General features: G+C 59.9%; 29 protein-coding genes and 3 tRNA genes. 16 read left to right on the top strand and 16 right to left on the bottom strand.

Annotation, left to right across the window (positions count from 1 at the left end):
* The 3 genes from rplC to tuf all read right to left on the bottom strand — a co-directional run.
* Positions 1-532, bottom strand: a 532-nt coding sequence (gene rplC, locus EOA23_RS12255) for a 50S ribosomal protein L3 (protein ID WP_127304330.1), incomplete at its 3' end; no start/stop codon positions are given.
* Between the two features lie 61 nt (positions 533-593).
* Entirely contained in the window at positions 594-902 is a 309-nt protein-coding gene (gene rpsJ / locus EOA23_RS12250; protein WP_006205468.1) for a 30S ribosomal protein S10, read from the bottom strand.
* Between the two features lie 68 nt (positions 903-970).
* Positions 971-2,146, bottom strand: a complete 1,176-nt coding sequence (tuf, locus tag EOA23_RS12245) for an elongation factor Tu (RefSeq protein ID WP_040983039.1) — start codon at positions 2,144-2,146, stop codon at positions 971-973.
* A 223-nt stretch (positions 2,147-2,369) separates the two neighbouring features.
* On the opposite strand from tuf, the gene EOA23_RS12240 reads away from it, so the two are divergent.
* The gene (locus EOA23_RS12240) at positions 2,370-3,257 is read left to right on the top strand and encodes a DMT family transporter (protein ID WP_127304329.1); all 888 of its coding nucleotides are present in this window, start codon (positions 2,370-2,372) and stop codon (positions 3,255-3,257) included.
* Positions 3,258-3,329: 72 nt separating this feature from the next.
* Here the strand turns inward: EOA23_RS12240 and EOA23_RS12235 are convergent, their stop codons facing one another.
* Positions 3,330-3,587, bottom strand: coding sequence for a GlsB/YeaQ/YmgE family stress response membrane protein (locus EOA23_RS12235; RefSeq protein ID WP_126061040.1), 258 nt, complete (start codon positions 3,585-3,587; stop codon positions 3,330-3,332).
* Between the two features lie 129 nt (positions 3,588-3,716).
* Between EOA23_RS12235 and EOA23_RS12230 the strand changes: the two genes are divergently transcribed.
* Positions 3,717-4,172, top strand: coding sequence for a YidB family protein (locus EOA23_RS12230; RefSeq protein ID WP_126061041.1), 456 nt, complete (start codon positions 3,717-3,719; stop codon positions 4,170-4,172).
* 79 nt (positions 4,173-4,251) lie between these two features.
* Here the strand turns inward: EOA23_RS12230 and EOA23_RS12225 are convergent.
* Positions 4,252-4,325, bottom strand: a tRNA-Gly gene (locus EOA23_RS12225).
* 89 nt (positions 4,326-4,414) lie between these two features.
* A tRNA-Tyr gene (locus tag EOA23_RS12220) sits at positions 4,415-4,499 on the bottom strand.
* A gap of 199 nt (positions 4,500-4,698) precedes the next feature.
* On the opposite strand from EOA23_RS12220, the gene EOA23_RS12215 reads away from it, so the two are divergent.
* Positions 4,699-5,562, top strand: a complete 864-nt coding sequence (locus tag EOA23_RS12215) for an RNA methyltransferase (protein ID WP_127304328.1) — start codon at positions 4,699-4,701, stop codon at positions 5,560-5,562.
* 102 nt (positions 5,563-5,664) lie between these two features.
* On the opposite strand, the gene EOA23_RS12210 is transcribed toward EOA23_RS12215, so the two are convergent.
* The 3 genes from EOA23_RS12210 to gcl all read right to left on the bottom strand — a co-directional run bounded on the left by EOA23_RS12210 (position 5,665) and on the right by gcl (position 9,253).
* Entirely contained in the window at positions 5,665-6,549 is an 885-nt protein-coding gene (locus tag EOA23_RS12210) for a 2-hydroxy-3-oxopropionate reductase (protein WP_126061043.1), read from the bottom strand.
* 104 nt (positions 6,550-6,653) lie between these two features.
* Entirely contained in the window at positions 6,654-7,451 is a 798-nt protein-coding gene (gene otnI, locus EOA23_RS12205) for a 2-oxo-tetronate isomerase (protein WP_127304327.1), read from the bottom strand.
* 20 nt (positions 7,452-7,471) lie between these two features.
* Positions 7,472-9,253 carry a glyoxylate carboligase gene (gene gcl, locus EOA23_RS12200; protein WP_127304326.1) on the bottom strand — a complete coding sequence of 594 codons (1,782 nt, stop codon included), beginning with the start codon at positions 9,251-9,253 and terminating at the stop codon, positions 7,472-7,474.
* Positions 9,254-9,456: 203 nt separating this feature from the next.
* Here gcl and bhcR point away from each other — a divergent pair, with 203 nt between their 5' ends.
* On the top strand, positions 9,457-10,278 hold the full coding sequence (bhcR, locus tag EOA23_RS12195; RefSeq protein ID WP_127304325.1) for an HTH-type transcriptional regulator BhcR: 822 nt from the start codon (positions 9,457-9,459) through the stop codon (positions 10,276-10,278).
* Here bhcR and EOA23_RS12190 read toward each other — a convergent pair.
* Positions 10,275-10,634, bottom strand: coding sequence for a hypothetical protein (locus EOA23_RS12190; protein ID WP_127304324.1), 360 nt, complete (start codon positions 10,632-10,634; stop codon positions 10,275-10,277). The two genes, bhcR and EOA23_RS12190, sit on opposite strands and share 4 nt — an antisense overlap.
* 171 nt (positions 10,635-10,805) lie before the next feature.
* A complete protein-coding gene (locus tag EOA23_RS36920; protein WP_281058750.1) occupies positions 10,806-10,940 on the bottom strand; it encodes a hypothetical protein in 135 nt (44 codons plus the stop codon).
* Between EOA23_RS36920 and EOA23_RS12185 the strand changes: the two genes are divergently transcribed.
* On the top strand, positions 10,924-11,211 hold the full coding sequence (locus EOA23_RS12185; RefSeq protein WP_245474141.1) for a hypothetical protein: 288 nt from the start codon (positions 10,924-10,926) through the stop codon (positions 11,209-11,211). The genes EOA23_RS36920 and EOA23_RS12185 overlap by 17 nt on opposite strands.
* A gap of 115 nt (positions 11,212-11,326) precedes the next feature.
* On the opposite strand, the gene EOA23_RS12180 is transcribed toward EOA23_RS12185, so the two are convergent.
* Both EOA23_RS12180 and EOA23_RS12175 read right to left on the bottom strand, forming a co-directional pair.
* Positions 11,327-11,641: a BA14K family protein gene (locus tag EOA23_RS12180; protein WP_112130046.1), complete on the bottom strand. Its 315-nt coding sequence runs from the start codon at positions 11,639-11,641 to the stop codon at positions 11,327-11,329.
* 198 nt (positions 11,642-11,839) lie between these two features.
* On the bottom strand, positions 11,840-12,007 hold the full coding sequence (locus EOA23_RS12175) for a hypothetical protein (protein WP_095767587.1): 168 nt from the start codon (positions 12,005-12,007) through the stop codon (positions 11,840-11,842).
* Positions 12,008-12,158: 151 nt separating this feature from the next.
* Here EOA23_RS12175 and EOA23_RS12170 point away from each other — a divergent pair.
* From EOA23_RS12170 to EOA23_RS12135, 8 genes are all read left to right on the top strand, one after another.
* Positions 12,159-12,234: transfer RNA gene (locus EOA23_RS12170), tRNA-Thr, on the top strand.
* Between the two features lie 102 nt (positions 12,235-12,336).
* Positions 12,337-13,668, top strand: a complete 1,332-nt coding sequence (locus EOA23_RS12165; RefSeq protein ID WP_127304322.1) for a tyrosine-type recombinase/integrase — start codon at positions 12,337-12,339, stop codon at positions 13,666-13,668.
* 357 nt (positions 13,669-14,025) lie between these two features.
* On the top strand, positions 14,026-14,502 hold the full coding sequence (locus EOA23_RS12160; protein WP_127304321.1) for a hypothetical protein: 477 nt from the start codon (positions 14,026-14,028) through the stop codon (positions 14,500-14,502).
* A gap of 170 nt (positions 14,503-14,672) precedes the next feature.
* Positions 14,673-15,104 (top strand): helix-turn-helix domain-containing protein, encoded by a 432-nt coding sequence (locus EOA23_RS12155; protein WP_127304320.1) that lies wholly within the window; start codon positions 14,673-14,675, stop codon positions 15,102-15,104.
* Between the two features lie 343 nt (positions 15,105-15,447).
* Positions 15,448-15,909 (top strand): hypothetical protein, encoded by a 462-nt coding sequence (locus EOA23_RS12150; RefSeq protein ID WP_127304319.1) that lies wholly within the window; start codon positions 15,448-15,450, stop codon positions 15,907-15,909.
* Positions 15,910-16,161: 252 nt separating this feature from the next.
* Positions 16,162-16,707, top strand: coding sequence for a hypothetical protein (locus EOA23_RS12145; protein ID WP_127304318.1), 546 nt, complete (start codon positions 16,162-16,164; stop codon positions 16,705-16,707).
* Positions 16,708-16,739: 32 nt separating this feature from the next.
* Positions 16,740-17,477, top strand: a complete 738-nt coding sequence (locus EOA23_RS12140) for a hypothetical protein (RefSeq protein ID WP_127304317.1) — start codon at positions 16,740-16,742, stop codon at positions 17,475-17,477.
* Positions 17,478-17,578: 101 nt separating this feature from the next.
* A complete protein-coding gene (locus EOA23_RS12135) occupies positions 17,579-18,118 on the top strand; it encodes a hypothetical protein (RefSeq protein WP_127304316.1) in 540 nt (179 codons plus the stop codon).
* A gap of 133 nt (positions 18,119-18,251) precedes the next feature.
* On the opposite strand, the gene EOA23_RS12130 is transcribed toward EOA23_RS12135, so the two are convergent.
* Complete coding sequence (locus tag EOA23_RS12130; RefSeq protein ID WP_127304315.1) at positions 18,252-18,503, bottom strand: hypothetical protein; 252 nt, start codon at positions 18,501-18,503, stop codon at positions 18,252-18,254.
* A 784-nt stretch (positions 18,504-19,287) separates the two neighbouring features.
* On the opposite strand from EOA23_RS12130, the gene EOA23_RS12125 reads away from it, so the two are divergent.
* The 3 genes from EOA23_RS12125 (at position 19,288) to EOA23_RS12115 (ending at position 25,789) form a co-directional block, all read left to right on the top strand.
* Positions 19,288-22,869: an AAA domain-containing protein gene (locus EOA23_RS12125; protein WP_127304314.1), complete on the top strand. Its 3,582-nt coding sequence runs from the start codon at positions 19,288-19,290 to the stop codon at positions 22,867-22,869.
* 209 nt (positions 22,870-23,078) lie between these two features.
* Positions 23,079-24,617, top strand: coding sequence for a phospholipase D-like domain-containing protein (locus EOA23_RS12120; protein ID WP_189341590.1), 1,539 nt, complete (start codon positions 23,079-23,081; stop codon positions 24,615-24,617).
* 305 nt (positions 24,618-24,922) lie between these two features.
* A complete protein-coding gene (locus EOA23_RS12115) occupies positions 24,923-25,789 on the top strand; it encodes a hypothetical protein (RefSeq protein WP_127304312.1) in 867 nt (288 codons plus the stop codon).
* 80 nt (positions 25,790-25,869) lie between these two features.
* Here EOA23_RS12115 and EOA23_RS36435 read toward each other — a convergent pair whose 3' ends face one another.
* Together EOA23_RS36435 and EOA23_RS12105 are read right to left on the bottom strand one after the other, a co-directional pair.
* A complete protein-coding gene (locus tag EOA23_RS36435) occupies positions 25,870-26,025 on the bottom strand; it encodes a DUF982 domain-containing protein (protein ID WP_245474144.1) in 156 nt (51 codons plus the stop codon).
* Positions 26,026-26,112: 87 nt separating this feature from the next.
* Positions 26,113-26,301, bottom strand: a complete 189-nt coding sequence (locus EOA23_RS12105; RefSeq protein ID WP_127304311.1) for a hypothetical protein — start codon at positions 26,299-26,301, stop codon at positions 26,113-26,115.
* Positions 26,302-26,398: the final 97 nt, after the last annotated feature.

Raw genomic sequence — 26,398 nt, 5'->3', positions numbered from 1 at the left:
CCTCGACATTCTGCGTGGTCACGCGGGTGTCACCCATGTGGCCGGCCATCTTCTTGCCCTTGAACACCTTGCCGGGGTCCTGGCGCTGACCGGTCGAGCCGTGCGTGCGGTGCGAGACCGAGTTACCGTGGGTCGCGCGGCCACCACCCATGTTGTGCCGCTTGATCACGCCCTGGAAACCCTTACCGGTCGAGGTGCCGGTGACGTCGACCTTCTGGCCGGCGACGAAATGCTCGACGGTCAGCTCGGCGCCGACATCGATCATGTTGTCGGCGGAGACGCGGAACTCCGCGAGCTTCGCCTTCGGCTCGACGGAGGCGGCGGCGAAATGGCCGCGCAGCGCCTTCGACGTGTTCTTCACCTTGGCAAGGCCAACGCCGAGCTGGACGGCGGTGTAGCCGTTCTTCTCCTGCGTGCGCTGAGCCACGACCTGGCAGTTCTCCATCTGGAGAACGGTGACGGGAACGTGTTCGCCGGCATCGTTGTAGATGCGGGTCATTCCCACCTTCTTTGCAATCACACCTGAACGCATCGGTTCAATTCCTTTAGAGTTCCGGGCCAGGGGCAGCGCCCCTTACCGCGCTCTCGTTCCCTTAGAGCTTGATCTCGACGTCGACACCGGCGGCCAGATCGAGCTTCATCAAAGCATCGACCGTCTGCGGGGTCGGATCGACGATGTCGAGCAGCCGCTTGTGCGTGCGCATCTCGAACTGCTCGCGGCTCTTCTTGTCGACGTGGGGCGACCGGTTGACCGTGAATTTTTCGATCCGCGTCGGCAGCGGGATGGGGCCGCGGACGTTGGCGCCGGTGCGCTTGGCGGTCGACACGATTTCGCGGGTCGAGGCGTCGAGCACCCGGTGGTCAAACGCCTTAAGGCGGATGCGGATATTCTGTCCGTTCATGCGTCAATTCCTTGTTCTGGCGCGGCGCGGGCAGCTCCCGCGCCCGCGACAGATCCGTTTCAGTCCAATTATTCCTTGATGGTGACGACGATGCCTGCACCGACGGTGCGGCCGCCTTCACGGATGGCGAAGCGCAGCTTCTCTTCCATCGCGATCGGCACGATCAGCTCGACGTCGACGGTGATGTTGTCGCCGGGCATCACCATCTCGGTGCCGGCCGGCAGCGTCACGATGCCCGTCACGTCCGTCGTGCGGAAGTAGAACTGCGGACGGTAGTTGGTGAAGAACGGCGTGTGGCGACCGCCTTCGTCCTTGGTCAGGATGTAGGCTTCGGCCACGAACTTCTTGTGCGGCTTCACCGAGCCCGGCTTGGCCAGAACCTGGCCGCGCTCGACACCTTCACGGTCGATGCCGCGCAGCAGCGCGCCGATGTTGTCGCCGGCCTGACCCTGGTCGAGCAGCTTGCGGAACATCTCAACGCCCGTGCAGGTCGTCTTGGCGGTCGGACGGATGCCGACGATCTCCAGCTCCTCGCCGACCTTGACCACGCCGCGCTCGACGCGGCCGGTCACGACCGTGCCGCGGCCCGAGATCGAGAACACGTCCTCGATCGGCATCAGGAACGGCTTGTCCAGCGGACGAACCGGCGTCGGGATGTAGGCGTCGACCTGGGCCATCAGCTCGCGGATGGCATCCTCGCCGATGGTCTTGTTCGAATCCTCGAGAGCGGCCAGAGCCGAGCCCTTGACGATCGGAATGTCGTCGCCGGGGAACTCGTTCTTCGACAGAAGCTCGCGAACCTCGAGCTCGACCAGCTCGAGCAGTTCGGCGTCGTCGACCTGGTCTACCTTGTTGAGGAACACAACGATCGAGGGCACGCCGACCTGACGGGCAAGCAGGATGTGCTCGCGGGTCTGCGGCATCGGGCCGTCGGCGGCCGACACGACCAGGATCGCGCCGTCCATCTGGGCGGCACCGGTGATCATGTTCTTCACATAGTCGGCGTGGCCGGGGCAGTCGACATGCGCATAGTGACGGTTGGCCGTCTCATACTCGACGTGAGCCGTCGAAATCGTGATGCCGCGCGCCTTCTCTTCCGGGGCCGCGTCGATCTGGTCATAGCGCTTGTATTCGCCAAAATACTTCGTGATCGCCGCCGTCAGCGACGTCTTGCCATGATCGACGTGGCCGATCGTGCCAATGTTCACATGCGGCTTGGTGCGCTCGAATTTACCTTTTGCCATAGTCTCTTTCCTTGGACGGCCTTGACCTTCAGTTCAGTCGAATGCGGGGCGATTAGCGACAACGGCCGAAAAACACAAGTACCTTGTGGCTGAGCGGATTCCCGCTCGACCCGAACCGACGGTCGATTTCAGGGGATGTGGGCGGATATAGGGCTGCCGCGCGTAAAATCAAAGGCTCCGGGCTGGCCCATTGCCGCCGCGCCGCTCTGATCTTGTCGGCGGCATGCAGGTCATTCCATCCAATATCCGCGGTCCATTGTTCATGATCGTTTCGACGGGGTCCTACCTCGTCAACGACACGATGATGAAGCTCGCGACCGCCGGGCTGCCGCCCTATGAGGTGCTGCTGCTGCGTGGTGCCGCCGCGACGCTGTGGGGCGTGCCGCTGCTCCTGATGCTGGGTTATGCCCGGCAGATCCCGCTGCTCTTCGAGCGCAAGGTGCTGCGCCGCAACCTGTTCGAGCTCCTGGCGATCCTCTGCTATGTCGTCGCCCTGGCGAACATGCAGATCGCGGATTCCACCGCGCTCGGGCAGATCACACCGCTCATCGTGCTGGTCGGCTCCTCAATGCTGTTCGGCGAAAGGATCGGCGCAACGCGCATGGCGCTGATCGGCCTTGGCTTTGTCGGAGCGCTCATGGTGGCGCAGCCGACCATGCAGGGCATTTCGGTCTATGCGCTGCTGGCGCTCGGCAACGCCGCCTTCGCGGCCGTTCGCGATATAGCCGGCCGCAAGGTGGGCGCCGAGGTGCCCGGCATGATCGTCGCCATCTCCGCCGTCCTGGTGGTGCTGGTCGGCTCAGGCGCGGCGCATCTCGTCTCCGAGCAATGGGTGATGCCCGAAGGACGCCATCTGCTGCTGATCGCTGGAGCAGGCCTGTTCCTGATCTTCGGCCATTTCTTCATCTTCATGGCCTACCGGCTCGGACCGACAAGCGCGGTCGCGCCCTTCTATTACTGCTTCACCGTATGGGCGGTCATATCCGGACTGCTGGTGTTCGGGCAGTTTCCCAACGCGCTCGCCGTCTGCGGCATCCTGCTGGTCATGGCCAGTGGCCTGGTGATCGTCTCGCTCGACGAGAGGAAGCGCCGATTGGCCATGGTCGCCTGACGACGCGCATCAATCTGGGCTGATCCGACAGGATCGACCCCCAGCAGCCCGGCCGGCTGCGACTTTCTTGGCCTACAGCGTGCGCTTGCCGCTGATCTGGTGATAGGCCCATAGCACGACGATCGAGCCGATGACGGCCACGATCAGGCTCCAGATGTTGAGGCCGGTGACGCCGGCCGAGCCGAAAGCGCTGAAGATCAGCCCGCCGACGATGGCGCCGACGATGCCGAGCACAATGTCCATGATCATGCCCTGGCCGGTCTTGTTGACGATCTTGCTGCCGATGAAGCCGGCGATAAGGCCCAGAATGATCCAGCTGATGATGCCCATAGTTCCCTCCAAATACCCCCGCCCCCGCCATCATGGTCATATGATTGTCAAAAGCTCAAGACAGCTTGAAATTCCGTCGGTTTGCGCCATTCTGAGGCCGGCGGACTTGGCTGGACAAGGAGATCCACGATGGGCCTTTTCGACAATGCCGTTCCCGGCGGGAATATCACCAAACCCCTGATGATCGCGCTCGGCGCGCTTTTGGTCGGCAAGATGCTGAGCGGCAGAAGCGAGGAACCGGCCGCGCCGCAAGCGCCGGCCCCGGCGCCTGCTGGAACCGACGCGTCGGCCGATGGCGGCCTGCTCGGCGGTCTCGGCGGCCTGCTCGGCAAGCTCAAGGATGCCGGCCACGGCAATGTCGCCGACTCCTGGGTCGGCACCGGCCAGAACCAGCCGATCAATCCGGGCGATCTCGGCTCGGCGCTCGGGCCGGCGGTGATCCGCGAGATCGCCCAGCGCACAGGCATGAACGAGCAGGAGCTGCTGCAGCAGCTCTCCACGGCCCTGCCCGGCATCGTCGACAAGCTGACGCCGAACGGCCAGATCCCGCAGAACCATCAGGTCGCTTCGGCCTTCAACAGCTGAGTGGCTGGACGAAAGGCAATGAGCTGCGCGCTACGGCGCGCGGCGTTTTTTGTGCGATTGGCGGCAGGGGCGGGAAATCTGGAGCGGGTAGCGGGAATCGAACCCGCATATTCAGCTTGGAAGGCTGCTGCTCTACCACTGAGCTATACCCGCGCCCTTGCACTGAGGTACCGGATTCACCCGAAAAGCGCCATCCACTTTTCGGTCCGAGACTTTTCGTTTCAGGGCTTCCGGGCCGGCAGTGGTGGAGAGGGTTGGATTCGAACCAACGTAGGCTAAGCCAACGGATTTACAGTCCGTCCCCTTTAACCACTCGGGCACCTCTCCAGTCTGCCGCCGGAGCCATGCAACGAGGCATTTTCGCCGATCCGAAGCCCGAGCAGGATCTTCTCCGAAATCAGCGAAGCGCCTTATGGCGGCAAGGCCGGTGGGTGTCAACCGGCGCGGCGAGGGTTTTTCGAGGATGTCCGGCATTCATTTCTTGAGCCCATATCCTTAGCCGGGCGGGACGGCTATAGAAGCCCGCATGAGCGACGATAAAAGCAACAAGCCCGGCACGCGCAAGGACACCCACTACGCCAAGCTGAGGCGCGCGCATCGAGACCAGAAGGCAGGCGGCGCGCCGGCATTCCGGCCGCGCCAGCCGGTGCCGCCGGGCGAAGGGCCTGGCGACGGGCTGGTGCGGCTTTACGGCCTGCACACGGTGCGGGCCGCCCTCGACAACCCGCGCCGCAAGATCAAAAAGATGCTGGTGACCCGCAACGCGGCGGAGCGGCTGTCGATTCCCGATCTCGCCGCCCTGCCCTTCAAGGCCGAGCTGGTCGAGCCGAAGGACATCGACAGGATCACCGGCTCGGATGCCGTGCACCAGGGCGTGCTGATCGAGGCCGAGCCGCTGAAGCCCAAGCGCCTCGACGCGCTCGGCGGCACCAGGCTGGTGCTTGTGCTCGACCAGGTGACGGACCCGCACAATGTCGGCGCGATCCTGCGCTCCGCCGTCGCTTTCGGCGCCGGCGCGCTGATCACGACTGCACGCCATAGCCCGCAGGAATCCGGCGTTTTGGCGAAATCCGCGTCCGGTGCCCTGGAGCATATCGACCAGATCGAGGTGAAGAACCTCGCCGATGCGCTGGGGCAGCTGCACGAGGCCGGTTTCCAGACGATCGGACTTGATTCCGAAGGACCGGCCGAGCTTGAAAAGACCTTCGACGGCCAAAAGATCGCGTTGGTGCTGGGCGCGGAAGGCAAGGGCCTGCGGCAAAAAACCCGCGAGACGGTGGCCGCGCTCGCCCGCCTCGACATGCCGGGCGCCATCCATTCGCTCAACGTGTCGAATGCGGCGGCGGTGAGCCTTTATGCGGCAAGAAAATTCCTAGCGAATAGCGAATAGCGAATAGCGAATAGCGAATAGCGAATAGCGAATAGCGAATAAGCGGAACACAGCGAGGTGCCGGCCTGCAATCCCTATTCGCTACTCCCTATTCGCTACTGGCTAGCCCACTTCGTGGGCCGCCATCCGCTCCAGCGCCCTGACCAGCGCCGAGTGATCCTCCTTGGCGCCGCCATTGGCTGCGCAGCAATTGAACAGCTGTTGCGTGGTCGAGGTGTTTGGCAGCGAGACGCCAAGCGCTTTCGCGCCTTCCAGCGCGAGGTTGAGGTCCTTCTGGTGCAGCTCGATGCGGAAGCCCGGCGCGAAGGTGCGCTTGATCATGCGCTCGCCATGCACTTCGAGGATGCGCGAGGCGGCGAGCCCGCCCATCAGCGCCTGCCTGACCTTGGCCGGATCGGCGCCCGCCTTCGAGGCAAACACAAGCGCTTCGCCGACCGCTTCGATGGTGAGGGCCACCACGATCTGGTTGGCGACCTTGGTGGTCTGGCCAACGCCGTTCGGGCCGACCAGCGTGATGTTCTTGCCCATCTTCTCGAAGACCGGCCTGGCGCGTTCGAAGGCCTTTTCCTCGCCGCCGACCATGATGGTGAGTGAGGCCGCCTTGGCGCCGACCTCGCCGCCCGACACCGGCGCGTCGAGATAATCGCAGCCGAGATCGTTGATCTTTTTGGCGAATTCCTTGGTGGCGATGGGCGAGATCGAGCTCATGTCGATGACGAGCTTGCCCTTGGACAAGCCAGCGGCGACGCCGCTCTCGCCGAAGAGAACATCCGCGACCTGGGGTGTGTCTGGCACCATGGTGATGATGATGTCGGCGACCTTGGCCACCGCATTGTGGCCAGTGACGGCCTTCAGGCCCTTGGCGACAAGGTCGGCAGGCGACTTGGAGCGGTGGTCGCTGGCAACGACCGTGTAGCCGGCGTCGAGGAGGTGCCCCGCCATCGGCGCGCCCATGATGCCGAGGCCGATGAAGCCGATGGTTTCCATTTGTGTCTCCGTCAATTTGTCGAGGTCGCGTTCCTTCGCGCCCCCCTCTGGCCTGCCGGCCATCTCCCCCACAAGTGGGGAGATTGGCAGCTTCTGCGCCGGCTCTAAGCCGCGGCGCTGCCCTGTCCGGCGAACGCGCTGAACCACCCGAGTCCGGCTTCGGTGCCGGCCTTCGGCTTGTATTCGGCGCCGATCCAGCCGGAATAGCCGATGCGGTCGATGTGGTCGTAGAGGAAGGGATAGTTGATCTCGCCCGTCCCCGGCTCGTGACGGCCGGGATTGTCCGCAAGCTGGATGTGCGCGATGCGGCTAAGGTTCGCCTCGATGGTACGGGCGAGATCCCCCTCCATGATCTGCATGTGATAGATGTCGTATTGCAGGAATAGGTTCTTCGAGCCGATGCGGTCGATCAGCGCCAAGGCCTGGTCGGAATAATTCAGGAAGAAGCCCGGGATGTCGCGGGTGTTGATCGGCTCGATCAGCAGCCTGATGCCGGCCTGCTCCAGCTTCTCCGCCGCGAAGGCGAGGTTCTCGGCAAAGACGTTTTCCAGCACCGCACGATCGGCGCTCTGAGGCGCAATGCCGGCGAGGCAGTTGACCTGCTCGCAGCCCAGCGCATGCGCATAGGTGATCGCCCTGGCGACGCCCTGGCGGAATTCCGGCACGCGGTCGGGCAGCACGGCAATGCCGCGCTCGCCCTTGCCCCAGTCGCCGGCCGGCAGGTTGAACAGAACCTGGGTCAGGCCGTTCTTCTTCAGGCGCGCCGCGACCACGTCCGGCGCGTGATCATAGGGACCGATATATTCGACGCCCTTGAAGCCCGCGCGGGCGGCGGCATCGAAGCGATCGAGGAACTCGTGCTCGCCGAAGAGCATTGAAAGATTGGCTGAAAAACGCGGCATTCTTTTTCTCCTTCGTCCCGCTAGTCCAACATCACGATCGCCGTCGGCGCATCCTCGTGGCTCTCGGCAAGTTCCTCGAATTCGGTGATCTTGTCGATTTCGGTGCCCATCGAAATGTTGGTGACGCGCTCGAGGATGAACTCCAGCACCACCGGAACCTGGTGCTCCTTCATCAGCCGCTGCGCTTCCTTGAAGGCGCCGGCGAATTCCTCGGGCTTCTTCACGCGGACCGCCTTGCAGCCCATGGCTTCGGCGACGGCGACATGATCGACGCCGTAGCCGGCCTCCGGATCGCCTGCGCGGTTGACGTTCTCGAAGGCGAGGCTCACCTCGTAATCCATCGAAAAGCCGCGCTGCGCCTGGCGGATGAGGCCGAGATAGGCGTTGTTCACGACGACGTGGATGTAGGGCAGCTTGTGCTGCGCGCCGACGGCCAGCTCCTCGATCATGAACTGGAAATCATAGTCGCCGGAGAGCGCCACGATAGCGCGGTCCGGATCGGCGGCCCGCACGCCAAGGGCTGCCGGAAGCGTCCAGCCGAGCGGTCCGGCCTGGCCGCAATTGATCCAGTTGCGCGGCTTGTAGACATGCAGGAACTGCGCGCCGGCGATCTGCGACAGGCCGATGGTGGTGACATAGGTGGTGTCGCGGCCAAAGGCCTTGTTCATTTCCTCATAGACGCGCTGCGGCTTCAGCGGCACCTGCTCGAAATGCGTCTTGCGCTTCATGGTCTTCTTGCGCTGCTGGCATTCCTTGGCCCAGCCCGACCAGTCGCGCAGCCTGCCGGCGGTGCGCCATTCGGTGGCGACGTCGAGCAGGATCTTCAGCGCGGCACCAGCATCCGAGACGAGGCCGAGATCCGGCGCGAAGACCCGGCCGATCTGGGTGGGCTCGATGTCGACATGGATGAACTTTTTCCCCCTGGTGTAGACGTCGACCGAACCGGTGTGCCGGTTGGCCCAGCGGTTGCCGATGCCGAAGACGAAGTCTGACGCCAGCATCGTCGCATTACCGTAGCGGTGCGACGTCTGCAGGCCGCACATACCGGCCATCAGCCGATGGTCGTCGGGGATCGCGCCCCAGCCCATCAGCGTCGGGATAACTGGCACACCGGTGACTTCGGCGAACTCGATCAGAAGATCGGAAGCGTCGGCGTTGATGATGCCGCCGCCGGCAACGATCAGTGGCTTTTCCGCCTCGTTGAGCATCGCCAGCGCCTTCTCGGCCTGGGCGCGCGTCATCGCCGGCTTGAAGGGCGCGAGCGGCTCATAAGCGTCGATGTCGAACTCGATCTCGGCAAGCTGGACGTCGAGCGGCAGGTCGACCAGCACCGGCCCGGGCCGCGAGGAGCGCATCAGGTGAAACGCCTTCTGCAGCGCCATCGGCACAAGGTAAGGTTCCATGACGGTGATCGCCCATTTGGCGACGGGCGCGGCGATCGACGCGATGTCGACGGCCTGGAAATCCTCCTTGTTCAGCCGGGCGCGCGGCGCCTGGCCGGTGATGCAGAGGATCGGGATGGAGTCCGCGGACGCCGAATAGAGGCCGGTGATCATGTCGGTGCCGGCCGGACCGGAGGTGCCGATGCAGAGGCCGATATTGCCGGCCTTGGCCCGCGTATAGCCTTCGGCCATATGGGAGGCGCCCTCGACATGGCGGGCAAGCACATGGCGGATGGTGCCGCGCGCCTTCAGCGCCGAATACAGCGGATTGATCGCCGCGCCCGGCACGCCGAAGGCATTGGTGATGCCTTCCTTTTCGAGAACGAGAACCGCCGCGTCGACAGCGCGCATCCTGGCCATGACAAGCCTCCATTTCGTTGGTTGGCTTGATAGTGACAGCGCGCCTTCGATTTTTCAATTTTTTCAGAATATTTTTTCATTTCTAGCAGACGGAATTTACCCTTTGAATTCACGTCATTTTCGGTTTTCCAGAAATTCACCCTGCCAGGACGATGAAAAACTTTTCCATTGCACCTCGCGCGAATTCAGCGAGAATGCCGCCTATGGAAACGACGGAAAAACGCCAGCGCGGCCGGCCGCGCGCCTTCAACGGTCCTTCCGAAGCGGCTTCGGTGCAGTCGCTCGACCGGGCGCTGCGGATCCTGGCGATCGTCGCTGATGCCAGCGGGCTGTCGCTCAGCGAAATCGCGGCGCAAAGCGGCATTGCCGCCTCCACAGCCTATAGAATGCTGACGACGCTGGAAAACCACGGCATGGTTGAGTTCGATACGACCGACCAGCTCTGGTCGGTCGGCGTCGAGACCTACCGCATGGGCGCCGCCTTCCTGCGCCGGCGCAAGCTGGTCGACCGCGCCCGCATCGTCATGCAAGAGCTGATGGAGAAGACCGGCGAGACCGCCAATCTGGGTGTGGCCGAGGATGATTGCGTGGTCTTCGTCAGCCAGGTCGAAACGCATCAGGCGATCCGCGCCTTCTTCCGACCGGGCACGCGCAGCCCCTTCCATGCTTCGGGCATCGGGAAGGCGGTGCTGGCGCATCTCGAGCCTGAACGGGTCGCGGCGATCCTGCGCAAAGCGGGCCTGCAGCGCTACACCGACAAGACGCTGTCCGACATCTCGGCCCTCGCCCATGATCTCGCCACCAGCAAGCATCGCGGCTGGTCAGTGGACGACGAGGAACGCCACCCCGGCATGCGCTGCGTGGCTGCCGCCATCTTCAACGAATATGGCGAGCCGATCGGCGGCGTTTCGGTGTCGGGCCCGACGGTGCGGGTCACGCCCGAGCGGCTGGCCGAGATCGGCCCGCTGGTGCGCGACGCCGCGGTCGAGGTGACGAAGATGATCGGCGGCGTGAAAGCGTATTAGGACGCGCCCGGCAAGGCGCTCTTGGCCGCTACCTCGAAGAAATCGAGCAGGATCGCCAGCCCGACGCCGCAGGCCGCTAGGATAAGCCCGGCGAGGAATATCCGGCTGGCGCGGTCATGAACGCTTCGCTGCAGGGATTTGATGTCGAGCAGGATGGCGAGCGCCCGGATCTGCAGCGCAATTCCGACCAAGATCGGCAGGACGGCAATCAGATGGTAGGTCTGCCAGGGGATCGGGTTGGCCGCCCAATGCGTGATGAAGCCTAGCGAGAACGCAAGCAGGATGCCGACGATGGTGATGGTGCCGTTGCGGAAAACCGGCTCGACCCGTTCTTCCTTGGAATCCTGCTGGTCCATGCCACCTTCCCCTCGCTTGGCGTTAAAGCCAGACTAAACGCTTGCAAAATCGCTGTACATCGTTGGATGCCTGGTAGGCGCCGACCGGGCATAGCCAGGCCGGACCACGGACTGGACCGTCTTGCCGGGACGTCGGGATGCGTGCGAAAGGGCGCGGATGCGGAAAACAGCTTATCTCCTATCCGCCGCTTCCCTTTGCGGATGCGTGGCGGCGGCACCGGCACCGGTCGAGCCCATCGGCAGCCCCAGCAGCAACCCGCTGGTCGATCCGGTTCCGATATCGCTGGCGATGGAGGAGATCGTCACCGTCGGCGTCCGCCAGCACCTGAAGAATCCGCTCGCCGCCAAGTTCGGAACGATGCTCGCCGGAGAACGCAGTTTGAACGGCCGCCACGAGATCGTGGTGTGCGGCTATGTCGACGACAAGGGCTCTCCCGGCGGCAACGAGCCTTTCATCGGCAAGATCTATCCCGACTCCGGAAACAGCTTTGAGCTCGTCGCGATAAATGACGTTTCGGTCAGCGGCGCCTGCAAGGCGGCGGGATTGGCGATGCCGGAGCTGAAGTCCGCTTCCTGAATCGGTCGAGGCGGGAAAGTTGTTCGCTTCAAATCAAGCCAATCAGGCGAATGTCTAACGCTCAAACGCAAGAAGAGGGGCCGCGTGCAGCCCCTCTTTCCTGGTCCGCCTTCTCTTACAGATGGCAATAGTGCGGGTAACCGTCGTAGCCGATATAGGTGTTCGTATCCGGGTCATAGCTGCCATAGCGGGCCATGCAGCGGCGGACGTGCCAGGAACCTTCATAGCCGCCCTCCTCGACATAGACCGGGCGCGGCTGCTGCTGGGAGAGCAGGCTGCCGAGGACGAAACCGCCGACGCCGGCGGCAATTCCGATGCCGAGCTCGCGATTGTGATGGTTGTGAGCAGCCGAAGGCTGGACGGTGCCGACGAGCGAGCCGGCGGCGACGGTGGTGGCGATGAGGCCGGAAACGATGGTGCGCTTGAACATGACGATCTCCTGGTTTCGTTGGAGAGGCGAACCATCCGCCTCTTGATCATCTGTCGTCGCGGCCCCGAAAAAGGTTCGAAGATTTTTTTGCGACTATGAAAGTCGAGTGAGTAGTGAGTAGTGAGTAGTCGGTAGGGGGCAGGCGGCGCACCGAGCGTGCCACCCTACTCACTACTGACTATTCCCTACTCACTCCCCTCACCCCATCCCCGTGACATGCCTCAGCCAGAAGGCCAGCACGATGAAGCCGACGAAGGTGGCGACGCCGGTCCAGTCGATATTGGCCTTCTTCAGATCGCTGACGACCTTCACCAGCAGAAGCCAGGTCACGACGATGAGCGGCAGGATGATGACGAATCTGATCATGCGGCACCCCGTTCGATGCGATTGCACCTGACCAAGATGTAGGAAGCCGCACGGCGCTTTTCAGCATGCCGGCCAAGCCGAGCCATCCATTAGCGACCCAAAACGGAGTTTTGTCTTTACTGGCGCACGAAATATGCTACCGGAGCGCCGTGCCCTTGTAGCTCAGCTGGTAGAGCAGCGGTTTTGTAAACCGAAGGTCGCGGGTTCGATCCCTGCCGGGGGCACCACAAAACCGCTTGGAGGCCGCAGAAACCATGGTTTCCATGTGTTGCGGTTGACAGTTTGGTACAGAGAACGGTACAGAGGTCCCATTCCAAGGGGGCTCTGCCATGTCTATTCCACACCTCACCAAATCGAAGAACGGGCACTACCGTTATCGCCGCGCGGTGCCTGAGGCGTTGCGGGAAACCATTGGTCTCCTTGAGATCAAGAAGGCCCTGGGCGCCGACTATGCTACCGCCATGAAGCGGTACGGCGAAGTCCACAAAGAGACCGACCGGCTCTTTGAGAATGCTAAGAATGCCGCCGAGCCGACCGACCGGGAGATGGTTCTCAGAACCCTCAGGAAAGCGGGAGCCTCACGCCAGCAACTGGAGACCATCATCGCAGGCCTCGGATGGGGGGATGGAGATGGCATGAAGGGATTGGACGGGCTCTGGTCTGAAATGGTCGTAGATTACGAAAGGGCTGAGGAGCGCGGAGAGAAGCCCAAGGTGTCCCTTGAGGTGATCCGTGCCATCGGCGAACAGCGCCTTCCTGCCGAGACCTATACCGTTGCCAAGGCCCTCCAGTTCTGGGTCGACGCCAAGCGCGGCTCTGATGAGGCGAAGAACAAGCGTCAGAACAACCACGTTAAAAGCCTTCAATCCCGGATGGTAGCTGCCTTGGGCAAGGACGCCGTAACGAAACGCCCTTTGGAGAAATTCAAGAGAGAGGATGCTCGCAAGGTCAGGGACGCATTGCTGACAGACCTAAACCCAAACACTGTGCGGCGAATGCTCACCATTCTCCGCGCCGCCATCAATAGGACCATCCGGGAGCATGATCTGGACATCAAGAATCCCCTGGAAAAGCTGGAGATCAAGGGTGCCTCGGCCAGTCGCGAAGACCGCTATCCGTTCACTGAGGCGGAGATGAAGGCGCTGGCACCTGTAATGGTGAAAGGGAAGGAAGATGTCCTCGGCATTCTGTGGACCATCCTCAGGGACACCGGAGCGCGCAATGCGGAAATTTGTCAACGCAGGGTTTCCGAGGTGGACCTTGGGAACTCCAGCATTTCCATTCCGGTCGGCAAGAGCAAAAACGCTGTGCGCGTCGTGCCCCTCTCACCGGCCGCTTTGGAAGGCGTAAAGCTACTCGCCAACGGCAAGGACGGCACAGCGTTCCTGTTCCCCTCCTACGCGACCGGCAGGCAGACCGACAGCGCCTCTCAGGCCCTCATGAAGAGACTTCGCACGGTAATCAAGGACAAGAAGAAAGTCGTTTACAGCCTGAGGCACCGGCTCAAGGACCGCCTCAGGGACACGGACTGCCCCGCAGATATTCAGGAAGAGATTATGGGGCATGATGCCCAGAACGTCGCCAAGAACTACGGCAGGGGTTATTCGCTCGAAAAGAAGCGTAGCTACCTGGAAAGAGTCTGGATCGACACACCGCAGTGAGGGGGACGATTCGACTCTCTGAAGAGGTCGGCTGATTGATTGCCATACAGGGAAAAATAAGAAGAAAGTTAGCGTCTCCAATAGGGCCCCATATAGACAGGCAAAGTTCTTGGTGGGCCCTGGCTCGGCAACGCGATTGAAGCCTCATATAGAGAAGAGCAAGACGCTCATCAGCATGTATTAATATTAGCTACCGCTTTATATCGTCATAGAGAGACAGGGAAAGCTCCATTGGGGCTTCCCCATGTTCTCTCCCCTGTCTTGCTTAGTTTTCTCTTGGGGGTCCCTTCTGATCACCCAAGCTCGCGCCACAGCATTTGGCGCCTATTCACCACACTACCACAACATGTAGGATCAATGACCTATACCGCCCCAGTGGACGCGGCTGGCGATGCCGAGTTGCTCGCCCTCCGTGCAGCCTTGCGCAACCCATCGACCATCCCAAGCCTCGCGAGAACGTTTCCCCACCCAGACAAACGCCACTGGGCACGCGAGTCACCCCTTCCTGTCCGACTGACTCGTGCTACCCGCCGCCTCGCCCACAACGGCGCCATGGCCCCCGAAGGCTGCACCGCAGGTGAGATGGAACGCGTGCGTACTAACCACCGCATTCGCATCGATGTCCTCAAGGATATCATGAAAACCCTCTGGTCCTTCCGGCTCCTCGGGTGGCTCCCTTCGGACACGCTCTACCTCACGTGGTCTCAAGTCGAGGAGTTCGTCGCGGCTGGCACCCAACGCCCTGCGGACACACTGGACCTAATCCCCGACTGGTTCACCCGGCGCCACACCGCAGATGAACTCAAGACGTTCCGGGATGGCGGGGACGCATGACGCTTCCTTGACTCTCCGGGCGACCCTGAGAGGCGTTCGGATTTCCCGGCGCCTCACACCACTCCTCTCATCAATCGACTCAGGACGGCCCCTACGGCCTGAGGAAAGGCACTGACATCAACCTGCATACCACCAACGAGACGGCCTCGGGCCGCCGCCGAAATTCAATTTTGGCCGCGTCCGCCGCCAAGCGAGACCAGGGCGAGTTCAACCACAAAGCCGTCAAGGCACTCACGGCGCGATGCATCGGACGTTCTGCTATCGCGGCAATCTTGGGGTTATCCGAGGCGACCACCAGACGCCTTCAGTACACGCCCTGCCCTGCCTATGACCTGGAAAGGCTGCAGCCAGAAATCCGTGGCGCGCCCACCGCACCCTTCCTGTCCGAGGCAGATATTGCGTGGGAGCAGACAATGCAGGGGAGTCGTGGCGACATGCGGTCCACGATCCAGGGCTTTCTGGAAGACCTCTCGACCCGTCGTCTCACGCAAGGGGACGTGGCCAAGCTGCTGGGCATCTCACAGCAGGCTGTATCAAGACACGTGAACGGCCTGTCGCGACGAGGTTACGTATCCAACACCCAAAAAGCCAATGGAAACTGAAAACTATAACCAATTCAACACGCTAAGCTACAACATAGCTATTATAGGGAAACTCAAGGTCACCCTACTGGCGGGATAAGTCGGCGAGCCCATGGATGAGACGGCTTCGCCGTTCATGGGATAACCGACCGTGCTGCCAGCTGCCCTTGGAAGACCGATTAGAGAAGACAAAAGCAGAGTTCGGATTGGTGAAGACAACCACACCTCTTCGATCTCCTAATTAACAGGATTAGCTCGGAGACCTATCGCTTCTCCCATGAACGGCAAAGCCGTCTCATCCATGGGCTCGCCGATAGTTATCCCGAGTTACCCTCATCACCATCATCAACCATAGGAGGTCGCCATGTGCGATTTCGGATTAGTCCTCGGCCTTGCTGCCGGGGCCGCAAGTGCTGCCGGTGAGGCAGCTGTAGCGAGCGACAAACAAAAGGCAGCTCTGACCAACTACAATCTGCAGCAAGCCGCCAATGAACGCGAGTTCATCGTAAACACCAATGCCGCCCTCAAGGATGGCTATCAGGCCCAGTTGGAGGGCGACCGTGCCCATTCGGCGGCTGTAGCCTCAGGCGCTGGCATGACTGGGCCGACCGCTGGTCTCCGCGTAGCCGAACAGTCCCGCCAGACTGCCCTCTCTATCGCCAACGCCAAGGACCAGATGGACGGGGCCAAGGCCAACTACATCATGACTGGCAAGTCCCAGCAGCTACAGGCCCAGAGTACCGTCAACGCTCTGAAGCCGAACCCAATGTCCACCTTCATGGACATCGCGTCGTCTGGTCTCAAGAACTACGGCGCTTTTCAGTAACCCCAAGGAAACCTCATGGCATCTCCCGTCACTCGGGGTCACCCGCGCGACTGGCGTGTTGGTGTCCAGGCCCCCGACAATGGCGCCCAATTGCGGCGCCGCCAGATCATCAACGAACGTAAACCTTGCTCCTGCCCTGGCTGCGACCGGAGACGCTACGGTGTCTCCCGATACTGCAGCACTCATAGGGACGCCGCGAGTTCCCGAGGGGACCCTCTGGCTCGCCTCCCGTCCCGCAACGAACTGGCGATCTTGAAACACGCCATTTCTGTCTACCTCCAGACCGATGCCCAGCTGGCCGAGCGTATCCGGGTGGATCTCAGGAGCCTTGAACGGCGCATGTCACAGCCGCAGACCTTCTGCCTCAGCCCCGCCGACATCCACAAGGGATTGCCGCAGATCGCCAAGGCCAAGGGTCTCCTCGCCAACTGGCAGCACCGCGACAGGCGAACCTATACCGAGGCCGTCACCAACGCCTTGGCGCTCGTCGGGTGGATGGAAGTCTACTACGACACAGGCAACGCCGGTGGCCTCTGGGAAAACCGCAAAGCCTTCCTGACAACTCGAGCCGGTGCCCTTCTGGGTGACTTCCGCAAGACCATCGGTCGAACGAAGCTGATCAAGGAGGCCTCAGGGGCAACGCACCGGCTCCTTGGCCGAGACTTCGTCCACCACGCCAACACGATCTACGGCAAGGACTTCTGGTCCTCACCTGTCTCCACCCACGACGGACTGTCCCTGACCCTCCGCGACTACACCCGGATGGCCCTCAAGGCCGCTGGGCTTCTCAGCTGCTGATGCAGCGACTGAACACAACAAGGAATAACCTCATGTCCGATGATGGAATGATGCGCAGGCCTAGCCCTGACGAACCCCGCTCTGGCTGGACGCCGAGCAACCCGAACTATGCCTCAGGCTCCGCCGCTGGTCCCGCCCCTGAGGGCAAGGTCTTCGTGGCTGGTCTCAACACCTACGTGGATGCCGACATTGCAGCCGAGCTTGGTCTCTCTGGAGGTGCAGCGGCGCCCCAAGGGTTCCCCGAGGCCGCTCCGTTCTCCCCCACCGCAGGCCTCAACCCGGAAGCCATCCCTGCCGGTCACGACCCTCTCGAACATATCGACATTGACGAGATGACCAACGAGGAACTTGAGGCCCTCCAGGACCAACTTGAGATCAAGGACGACGAAGACACGACCCCGTCATTGTCTGAGACCCTCGACGCCGTTGCCGAATGCTTCACCCCCGAGGCCTTCGTGGACGGCGTGGAAACCCTGGTCGAAACAGGCGACTTCAACGACACGCTCACCCGCCTCTCCGAGGCCACTGGGGTGGACGCCGCGACTGCCTCAACCCTTGTCGAGACAGTCGTGATGGAGGCCACACCCGTGGCATCCGAACACATTGGAGACGAGCGTTGGGCCTCTCTGGTCTATGCGGCCTCCCGCACGGATGACTCGTTCGCCCGTCGTATCGTGTCCGACGTGGTCACTGGTCGTTTGGACCCTGCCCGACTACCGCAGGCCTATGACTGGTGGTGGCAGTCACTGCCTGACGCGGATGAGTTCTGATCCCATGATCGGCTATCTCACCGCCATCTACGTGGTCCTCGCGACCGCTGCCACCATCGCAGCCTTGCTGCCCCACTAACCAGACATCAGGAAGGAAGAACATGGCCAAGAAGCCAATCACACGCGAGGAACTCCTCGCCCAACTCAACGCGCTCGACAACTCCACCGAGATCGGCAGGCTTAATGCCGAAATCACGCGTCTCACCAATGAGAACTCGAGCCTTGTGGGTCAGCGCCAGGAGCTTGAGCGCCAGCTTAAGCAGGAACGCGAGGCCATGCAGTTGGTCCGCGACGCCATCCGCAAGGTAGACGTTCGGACGCGCTCGCACGGCGCGGACAGGCCCGGTCAGGCTGAGGCTGCTGCCGCCGCTGATCGTGCAGATCGCATGGCCTTAGCAGAGGTCCGAGCGGGCATTCAGCGTGGCACCCACGACCCTGCGACGGGCCTTGCCTATACCGCCGAGACAAAACCACTGCGCGAGTTGACGGCGGGGGCACCTAAGGTGACCAAGACGGAACTCACGTCATTCTTCCCGGCCCTGAGCGGTCCCGAGGTTGACGTGACAGATACCGCCGACTCCTTGGCCGAGACTGAACTGGCGCAACATCAGAGCGCCATGGCGATAGCGGAAGGCGCATAAACCGTTTCTCTCCCCTAGGCTACGCTCCCGTCCGTTGTCTCCGCCCGGTCTGCGGGAAGCGTGGCGATAGGGGGTAGAGCGACTGGGGCACCTTGCGTTTCGTTACGGTTGCGAAAGGTGCCCCATCCGTGCCCTATGGCAGCTTGATCATCCCTGCTCGCTTGCGGAGGATGTGGAAGGCCGCACTAATCGTCTCATCGTCCTTGCGACGCTGAGCCTCTGGATCATGCTCGTGGTCCGCCTCTTCGATGTGGAAGTCTCCCGCCTGAGCAGGCTTGTGTTTCCACGCCCATTCGCAGGCTTCCCAATGCCCTTCGCAGGCGATCATCCTCTTGCTCACGAGGCGTCCCTGTCTTCCAAAAAACATTACTTTGTAGTTGACCATGATGTCGGCTTTCCATTTGAAGCACGGCTTTTGTTGCCGACATGCTATCAATCACATGCTCTCCGAGGAAAAAAGTCCGATTACCGAAGAAGCTCCGCTAACGAAGGCAATCGTGGAGAAGGACGTCCCCACGACAAAATCAAACATGATGCCTTGCTAATGAAGATAATCATTTGAACCAGAACTGGCATGGCCAGTGGACAGATTCAAAGTGCGCTTGAGCTACCAGCCGTCCTGTGCCTGTATGCGCCCGAAGTTATCACGGGGGCTAAGATGAAGAAATTGATCACCGGTTTTGCCGCATGTCTGTTGCTCGGCGGATGCGCCATGACGCTACCCGTTAGGGGCCAGGCTGGAGACGGCTCGGAGACTTTCACAGGAAGCGCGACAGGTTACGCAGACGGCGCCGGGAACCTGACCATCACCAGCAACAAAGGTCGGAAGTGCCAGGGTGACTTTGTATACGTGAACAACAGGCAAGGCAGCGGAACATTTACGTGTAGTGATGGATCGAGCGGCCCGTTCAACTTCGTCTCCACAGGCATGAGGGGTACCGGCACAGGTACGCTAGGGGGGAAATCCTTTACGTTTTCATTTGGCTGACCGCCGTTACGGCTTTGCTCGTTTGCCAGCATAGCGTAGACCCCGCCGGGTCGTTCCGACCTGTTGTCGCGCGTCATCGCGTTTCTTTACGAGACGACTGGCAATTATACTGCAAAAATGAAATTTTCCCTTTCGTCTACTTGGAGCTTTCTGATAAAGCAGGGTCTGGGCGGAGGGGGAAATGGCAAACAAAATTCGTAGAACACGTCGTGGTAAGGGGGAGCTACTCGATGCTTACCGAGCGGAGGAGCCTTTCCTCTTCCGCGCCGATAAGAAAAGTGGCCGCCCTTCGTTGATCGCCGGAACTGACGATAACGGTAGTCCTGTTCTCATCAAGATGTGGCACAGGATTCCAGGCCAGGATGACTTAGAGCTTCGCGAAATTTGGCAGCACGAGATTCGGCAACTCTACAGACTTGGCGGTTATCCGGGCGCGGCTCGCACTATCGCGGGATTGAATCTCGCAACGTTCGATGAAAAAGGGTTCTACCTAGTTCTGGACCTCGGGCAACGTCGACCTGTTGAGGTATTGCTGAAGCAGGGCCTCCAATCTCACTGGTTGCGAAATCCACGAATTCCCGCAAACAGGGCGCGCCTCTGGCGCAACATTGCCCAACTCGCCTCAGGTTTGGAGATCCTTCATAGCCAGGGTTTGCTGCACCGAAACATAGACAGATGGTCGGTTCTCGCCTCCGGCGGACATGAGATCGACTTTCAACTTACCGGTTTCGAGTGGTCTCTCCGACTAACTACAGCTGCGCATGGAAAGCAAACAACGAAGCTAAAAAGGGAGGCTGACACCCGACCAGCTTCCTTCCTAGAAGACTGGCGAAGTTTTGGGGTACTTTGCGCTGACCTGCTTGGTGCAAGCGAAGCCCGCATCATCGATATGCGGATTGCTGCGTTTCAGGTTGCCGACCATCTCTCCGCTGACGAGGCGCGTCTGCTTAGACAGTTGGTAAGAGCAGAACGACTTGACCGATTGGATGGCGAATTCGTCCAGCGTCGAGTGCAAGAAATCGTGCGCAGCTTGGAGGCGGAGGTGGCAGGAGTTTCTGCCAAGTTTTACCTTACTCTCAGGCTGGGAACAGGAACGCCACTTTCGGAGCGGATCAGAGAACTATCGAACGGAGACATCGAAACAAGCGACCGAGAGGCGCAACTAAAGTTTGTTGCGAGCGATTTGAGCCAAGATGTTCTTCTCCTCGGACTGAACAACGGAACATCCGACCCTCGCTTGGTCCTGCGTGGCGCCAACCTAGCATACTCATTGACACCTTTCAGGCCGTCAGGAGCAAATGCGGTGGCGACCTGGGATATGGCGTACTGCGATCACGCGGAAGGCTCGGACCCAGCATACGTCAACATCGTTGGCCAAACTCCTGTGCAAGCAAATGCGCTTGAGATTATGTCAACGAAGGACGCGAATGAACGACTTCCGCGCCTGCGCGGCAAACTGTCGAGTTGGACGAGCCTTCAGGCAGATTTGACGAAAATCCAGCAAAGACCCAACCGATTCCAGAAGACCCATCAAGCTCTCGCCTTAACCCAGTTCCTAGAGGCCCTCTTCGCAGCAGCTGATGCGTTCCCGGTCGACCTTGTGCCCGAATCAGCCCGCCACACCAATTCAAGCGCCGAAGGCGATCAATACTCAATCGGACTCGCACTCCGTGCGGATTCTCAACGCGATGCTCTCTCCACTGCCCTTGGACTCCGGGCGCCATCGAAACGATTTGAGGAAGCCCTCTTTGAAGAGAGGCGTAGTGCGGAATGGGTCCTCACCGAGGCCCGCTATCTCGGAGAACGGGAATTCTCGGACACAACCTGGCGGTTTGCAAAAAAGGAAACGCGAAAAGGAGCTTCCCCAGTTTACATCTTTACCGGCTCCTCTCCCGTTGCATCAATAAAGGACCCCATCCTTATCAGCAGCGATCATGTTGGCCGTGATATTCAGCTAAGAAGGCGCATCAAAGCGCTAGGCGCGCTGTCAGCTCATTCAGAACTGCTTAGCATGATCGTTGATCCTCGCATTCGTATTCTTGACTCTCATGAGGCCATCAAAGCGAAGGACCTGTTTGAAGGACTGGACGAGTCCAAACAGAAAGCGATGAAATCAATCGTAGAGACGGTCCCTCTATTCTTGGTGCAAGGCCCTCCAGGTGTTGGCAAAACCCGCTTGGTACGCGAGTTGGTCAGAGATGCCTTCCTCGACGATGCGACCGCGCGCTTGCTTTTGACCGCTCAAAGCAATTCTGCCGTTAATCATCTGATGCATGAGATCGATAAGGCCCTCGGGGATCAACGTAACCAGACAGTAATCGTCAGATGCCAGCCAAAAGAAAATAAGGAAGATGCTGGCAAGTATGAAATCAAACGGCAAACTCAGGAATTGATTAATCAATTGGCGAAGAGCCCCTTGGCACGGGAAGCGCCACCCGCGTTACAGCGAACGCTACACGATCTAATAACGGTAACTGGTACAAACCCCAGCCCCACTGTTGCAATGAACAAGGTCGTTCAGGGGCGATTAGCAATGGAAGGGCTTCTGGTCCGTGGGGCCAACATCGTATTCGCCACTACGAACTCGCACGAATTGGAAAGGCTCATCGAAGAGAAGGGCCAGTTTGATTGGGTTATCGTTGAGGAAGCCGGCAAAGCCAACGGGGGCGAACTGCTCGCAGCGCTTTTGCTGTCCTATCGGCGCCTTATGATTGGTGACCACAGGCAACTTGCCCCCTATGGCTCTCAAGCGATGATACAGCTCTTAGGCAAACCGGAATCCGTCAGGATCGCACTCAAAATCGGAGCAGAATTCATCGGCAAATCACTCCGAGATCCTTCCACAGACGAGGTTCTCGACGAACTTGAAGCAGAGAGCCCTGACTTTGAGGCACTTTGCTCCACTGCAATCGGATGCGTCCTCCTTTTTGAGCGATTGATTGAAGAGGAATTTCGGGTGCAGAAGGCAAAGCCGACCGCAAAAAAGGTCGCGCAGCGCTTGACGTTGCAGCACCGGATGCATCCGGCAATCGCCCAGATTGTTTCTAATGCATTTTATGAAGGTGATCTGAAAAGTCATCCCGATACGGAGGCTCGGTTCTCATCGAACCTATCCCCCGTCACGTCAGTTGATCCCAGCGCACTCCCAGCCGTTCCAATTGTCTTCGTGGACATGCCCTGGATTCAGTCAACAATGAATATGAGGGAGTCCGAGCGCTACCCGCGTTGGCATAATCCCGACGAGGTGGCGGTCGTGCTGAATTGCCTGCGATTGCTGAAAGTAACTGATGGTCTAGAGAAGCCGCCGACCCTCGCTGTTCTATCGCCTTACAGCGAGCAGGTAAGGCGGTTGAAAAATCAGATCGGCGACAATCTCAACAGCCTCCCCATCCTAAAACAATTTTCTGGCGCTCCAGACCCCCTTTCATTTTGCAAAACGGTCGACTCATTCCAAGGACACGAGGCTGACGCGGTCATAGTCTCGCTGGTCAGAAACAATCACCATACGTCAGCGCGTCGGGCTCTCGGCTTCTTGAGTGATTTCCGAAGAATGAACGTCCTGCTTAGTCGCGCTCAGTGGAGAATGATCGTGGTGGGATCAATTGCCTTCCTACGATCGGTTCTCATCACGGCTAAAAACAGTGAGCACGGGCCCGACCTTAAGTTTTTGCAGGAATTTTTGGATTCTCTTGAGGCACAACGAAAGCTAGGAGCGGCCGCAATAATCTCCGCCGAACGATTGGTCAAAGGGGCGTCCAAATGACTATCGTTCGTGTAGCAGTTCCGGTCCTCCAAGGTAGACGCAAATTCCATTTCGATAAGGGCCGATCATGGAGCATACTTGAACACTTGCTCCTCCATGAAATCGCAAAGGCGCCGACCACATCTGCGCAATTGGCCGACAGAGCAAGCGTTCCGCAGCGGCTAGTTGTTGAGGCAGTAATACGCCTCATGAGAGCAGCTTGGGTTGAAATGACCCAGACCAGCGCTGGCATAGAGTTTAAGATCACCCCCGAAGGGCTTGTAGTAACGAAGTTCGACAGCCTACCAACCGAACCTCGCAGGTTGAGCAGGAGCATTAATTTTGTCGTCGATCAGCTCACTGGAGCTGTCTTTCGTACACGTGACCTCCCATTTTTGCACCAACATATGGTCGAAGAACGAGCCAAATACGAAACCGTTGTTTGGATACAGAGGCCAGAGCGGCCAGTCTTAGAGGGTGCCAGAGCGCTTGTGGACGCACTTTTCCAAGATGACGAGATGTTCGTTGCAATGGATAACTACGGGGACCGGCTCATGGACCGCTGGGCCTTGGTTACTGTTCGTGACGGTCAGCCTGAAGGGCTAACGCCACGCGCGCCCAAGCCGCTTGTTGAAGCAATTGTTGAAGCGGCCAAAAGAGCTGAGAAGGGGAAGGCACCCGGGGAGAGCCATACAGTTTTCCTTCCGCAGCCCATTGAATTGACAGCCCGGGCTAATCTCCCGATCCATCAAGTTCATTTCTCGACGAATGACATCATTTTGGGCGGCTCGGATCACGAGACTGCCTTACTATCTGTCCTCAGCAAGGCCCGGCATCGGGTAGTCATCCATTCAACTTTCATCGCCGAAGACCGCTTCACACACCTACTCCCGCACATTAAGCGCGCTCTCGCCAGCGGTGCGACCGTTGATATTCTTTGGGGCCAAGACGGAGAGGCCAAGAAACGGAAATCCACCTTGGCAGTGGTCCAGAAAATTCGAGCGTTCGTGGAAGATCAAAAAATCGACAACCTACGCGTTCATCCTTTTTCGACGACGTCTCACTCAAAAATCATTCTAGCTGACGATGGATCACCAGAGAAACTGTTGGCCATCATTGGCTCTTGTAATTGGCTATATAGCGGCTTTACCAGCTTTGAAGCGTCCGTTCGGCTCAGAGACCCAAAAGTGGTTGCTGACGTGGCAGACCTTCTAGCCGAACTGTCTCGCGGATCGTTGGGTCACTGGACCGAGCTGACAAGTGATTTGACCGCAATCGCCACAACTCAACGAGAGAAGCCCAGTTCCAGCGGCAAAACCTCGCTCGCGATTGTTCAAGGTCAACAGCACGCGGGGTTGGTCCTCAATGCCAGAGACGAATGTCGATCGAGGCTTTTTGTCACCAGCCACAAATTCTCTGATGTGGGGCGCAGTGCGATCTTGGCGCCAGCATTGGCGGCGGCGCAGGCAAATGGTGTAGAGGTCGACATCTACTATGGCGAACCAAGCGGCAAGGCTACAGGAACAGACGTGGCCGAAATGACAATCGATGCATCAAAGCTTGGAGCCAAGATTCGCCCGGTTCGCAACCCGATGTTACACGCTAAGATGCTCATTTGGGATGACGATGCTGCTGTCATCTCCAGCCAAAATTGGCTGTCGTCTGACCCGGCAGAAGACAACCCGCTTCAGGAAATAGGCGTCGTTATTCGTTCGTCAGGGGTGGGCAAGAACGTTGTCGAAAAGTTCAATGTGCAAAAGCGCAGCTAAGGCCCGCAACAAGTACCTGAAAGAGGCGTCTGATTCAGCCCGGGCTTGGGACGGTCAATTCGCGGAACTTAGCACTTGAATTAGACGGATAATCGGCTGCTATCTGAACGGTGGGTCTGGAGCTTTGTCAGGTTGTGCGTACCGTTTTCCTTGTTCTAGTAGTTGGGTCGATTGTTGCGGCAGCAGCGTCTCCAGTTGCGGCGCTTGAGTACACTCCGGTTTCCAACCCGGGCGAGCAGCCATTCCTCGTGGTTTCCGGTGAGTTTGGCGTTAACGAACCCCTGAGCAGCTTTAGGAACGCGGTAGTGAACAGCGGCGCCAGGGTCATCGTATTCAACTCAACAGGCGGCAGCGTCGGCACGGCGATACAACTGGGACGCATGATCCGTGCGGCTGGATTGGACACCCTTCAGGTCCGCCAACTGCAGTGCGCCTCGGCTTGCTCACTGGCTTTCTTGGGTGGTGTCCGTCGAGTAGCCGAGACGGGCTCCATTGGCGTCCATAGGTCATCTTTCGATATTAATAGCGGAATGTCCGCCGACGAGGCGGTGGCTCAAATTCAAGCCGGTACCGCCCTGGTCATGGGCTACATGACGGAAATGGGGGTCGACCCAAAGCTCATGCAGGTCGCGCTGAGCTACGATAGATCCGACATGCGGTACCTGTCAGCAAGCGAAATGGCAGACCTCAGGGTCACCAATGTCGCTGTGAGTCCGCCGCCAGTGGACACCTCGCAAATACCCACAATGCCTGACCCCGCGCCAGCCCCCCCAGTAAGTGCCAACGCCAAGGAACTGGAGAACGCTGCGGTGGCGTTTATCAAAGGGCTCATCGAGCATCATGGGGACAACGCCGCGTTAGCTCTTGCTCAAGTTCAGGCGTCTTACGCACCGACGGTCGACTATTATGGCAAGTGGACGGACCTAAGCTCGATCCTTCAGGACAAGAGAACGTATTTCCTGCGGTGGCCTGAACGGGGCTACAGCGTCCGCGACAACAGCGTCATGGTCACTTGTGCGAATGACCAATGCATGGTGTCGGGCGTCTATGACTGGGTTGTGCGCAGCCTGCCGAGGCACAAGCAGGCCAAAGGCGTGGCGAACTTCAGTTATACGATATCGATTGGCCCCAACCCGAAAATAATTGCCGAGACAGGCAAAGTTCAGCGTTGATGGCCACCTCCCCCCTGCGCTCTCAATACGCTATCGATTTCTGGGAGAGGTGGGTCTGCCATTTTCTTCGAGCGCAGGTGTCACCTCAAGATTCCGCAGGTACATCCCTTCCTCCGCAGCAGCCTCACGGAAGGCTCCCGAGCCACGTCCGGTGTGACCTTGCCCTCCATGGCGTCCACGCAGGCCTGAACCGCTCGGGTCCAGAGGGGTCCCTTCTGGGGCCACCCGAGGAGCATCTCGGCGGCGCGCTGGACATCCCCGACCATCACGCTGATCCCAGGGCTCGCCCCTCACAGGGACCCTGCCGTTCCACCAAAGGACGGTCATGCGATGTGACCCCGATAGAGCCTGCGCTTCATGTCGGCGCTCTCCAGCAGCGCATGGATGTCCTGAGCCTCCTCCAGGCTGAGCCCCTCGGCGGGTCTCCCCTCGAACTCTGCGGGTGCCCCCTGGTGTCCATCCCAGACACTCCAGGTTCCCTCGGGTTCCTTCCTGATCAGTTCGTATCGCATGCGGACCTTTTCTGAAAAAATTCGTTTCCCCCTTTACGTATACACCGAGGCCCCGGTTCCCCCGTAGGGGGCGGTCAGCTGGTACATAGGACGGTAC

This window comes from Mesorhizobium sp. M2A.F.Ca.ET.042.01.1.1 (assembly GCF_003997405.1).
Taxonomy (GTDB): Bacteria; Pseudomonadota; Alphaproteobacteria; order Rhizobiales; family Rhizobiaceae; genus Mesorhizobium.
The sequence above is the reverse complement of the archived record's forward strand: the minus strand, read 5'-3'. Positions and strand labels throughout refer to the sequence as shown.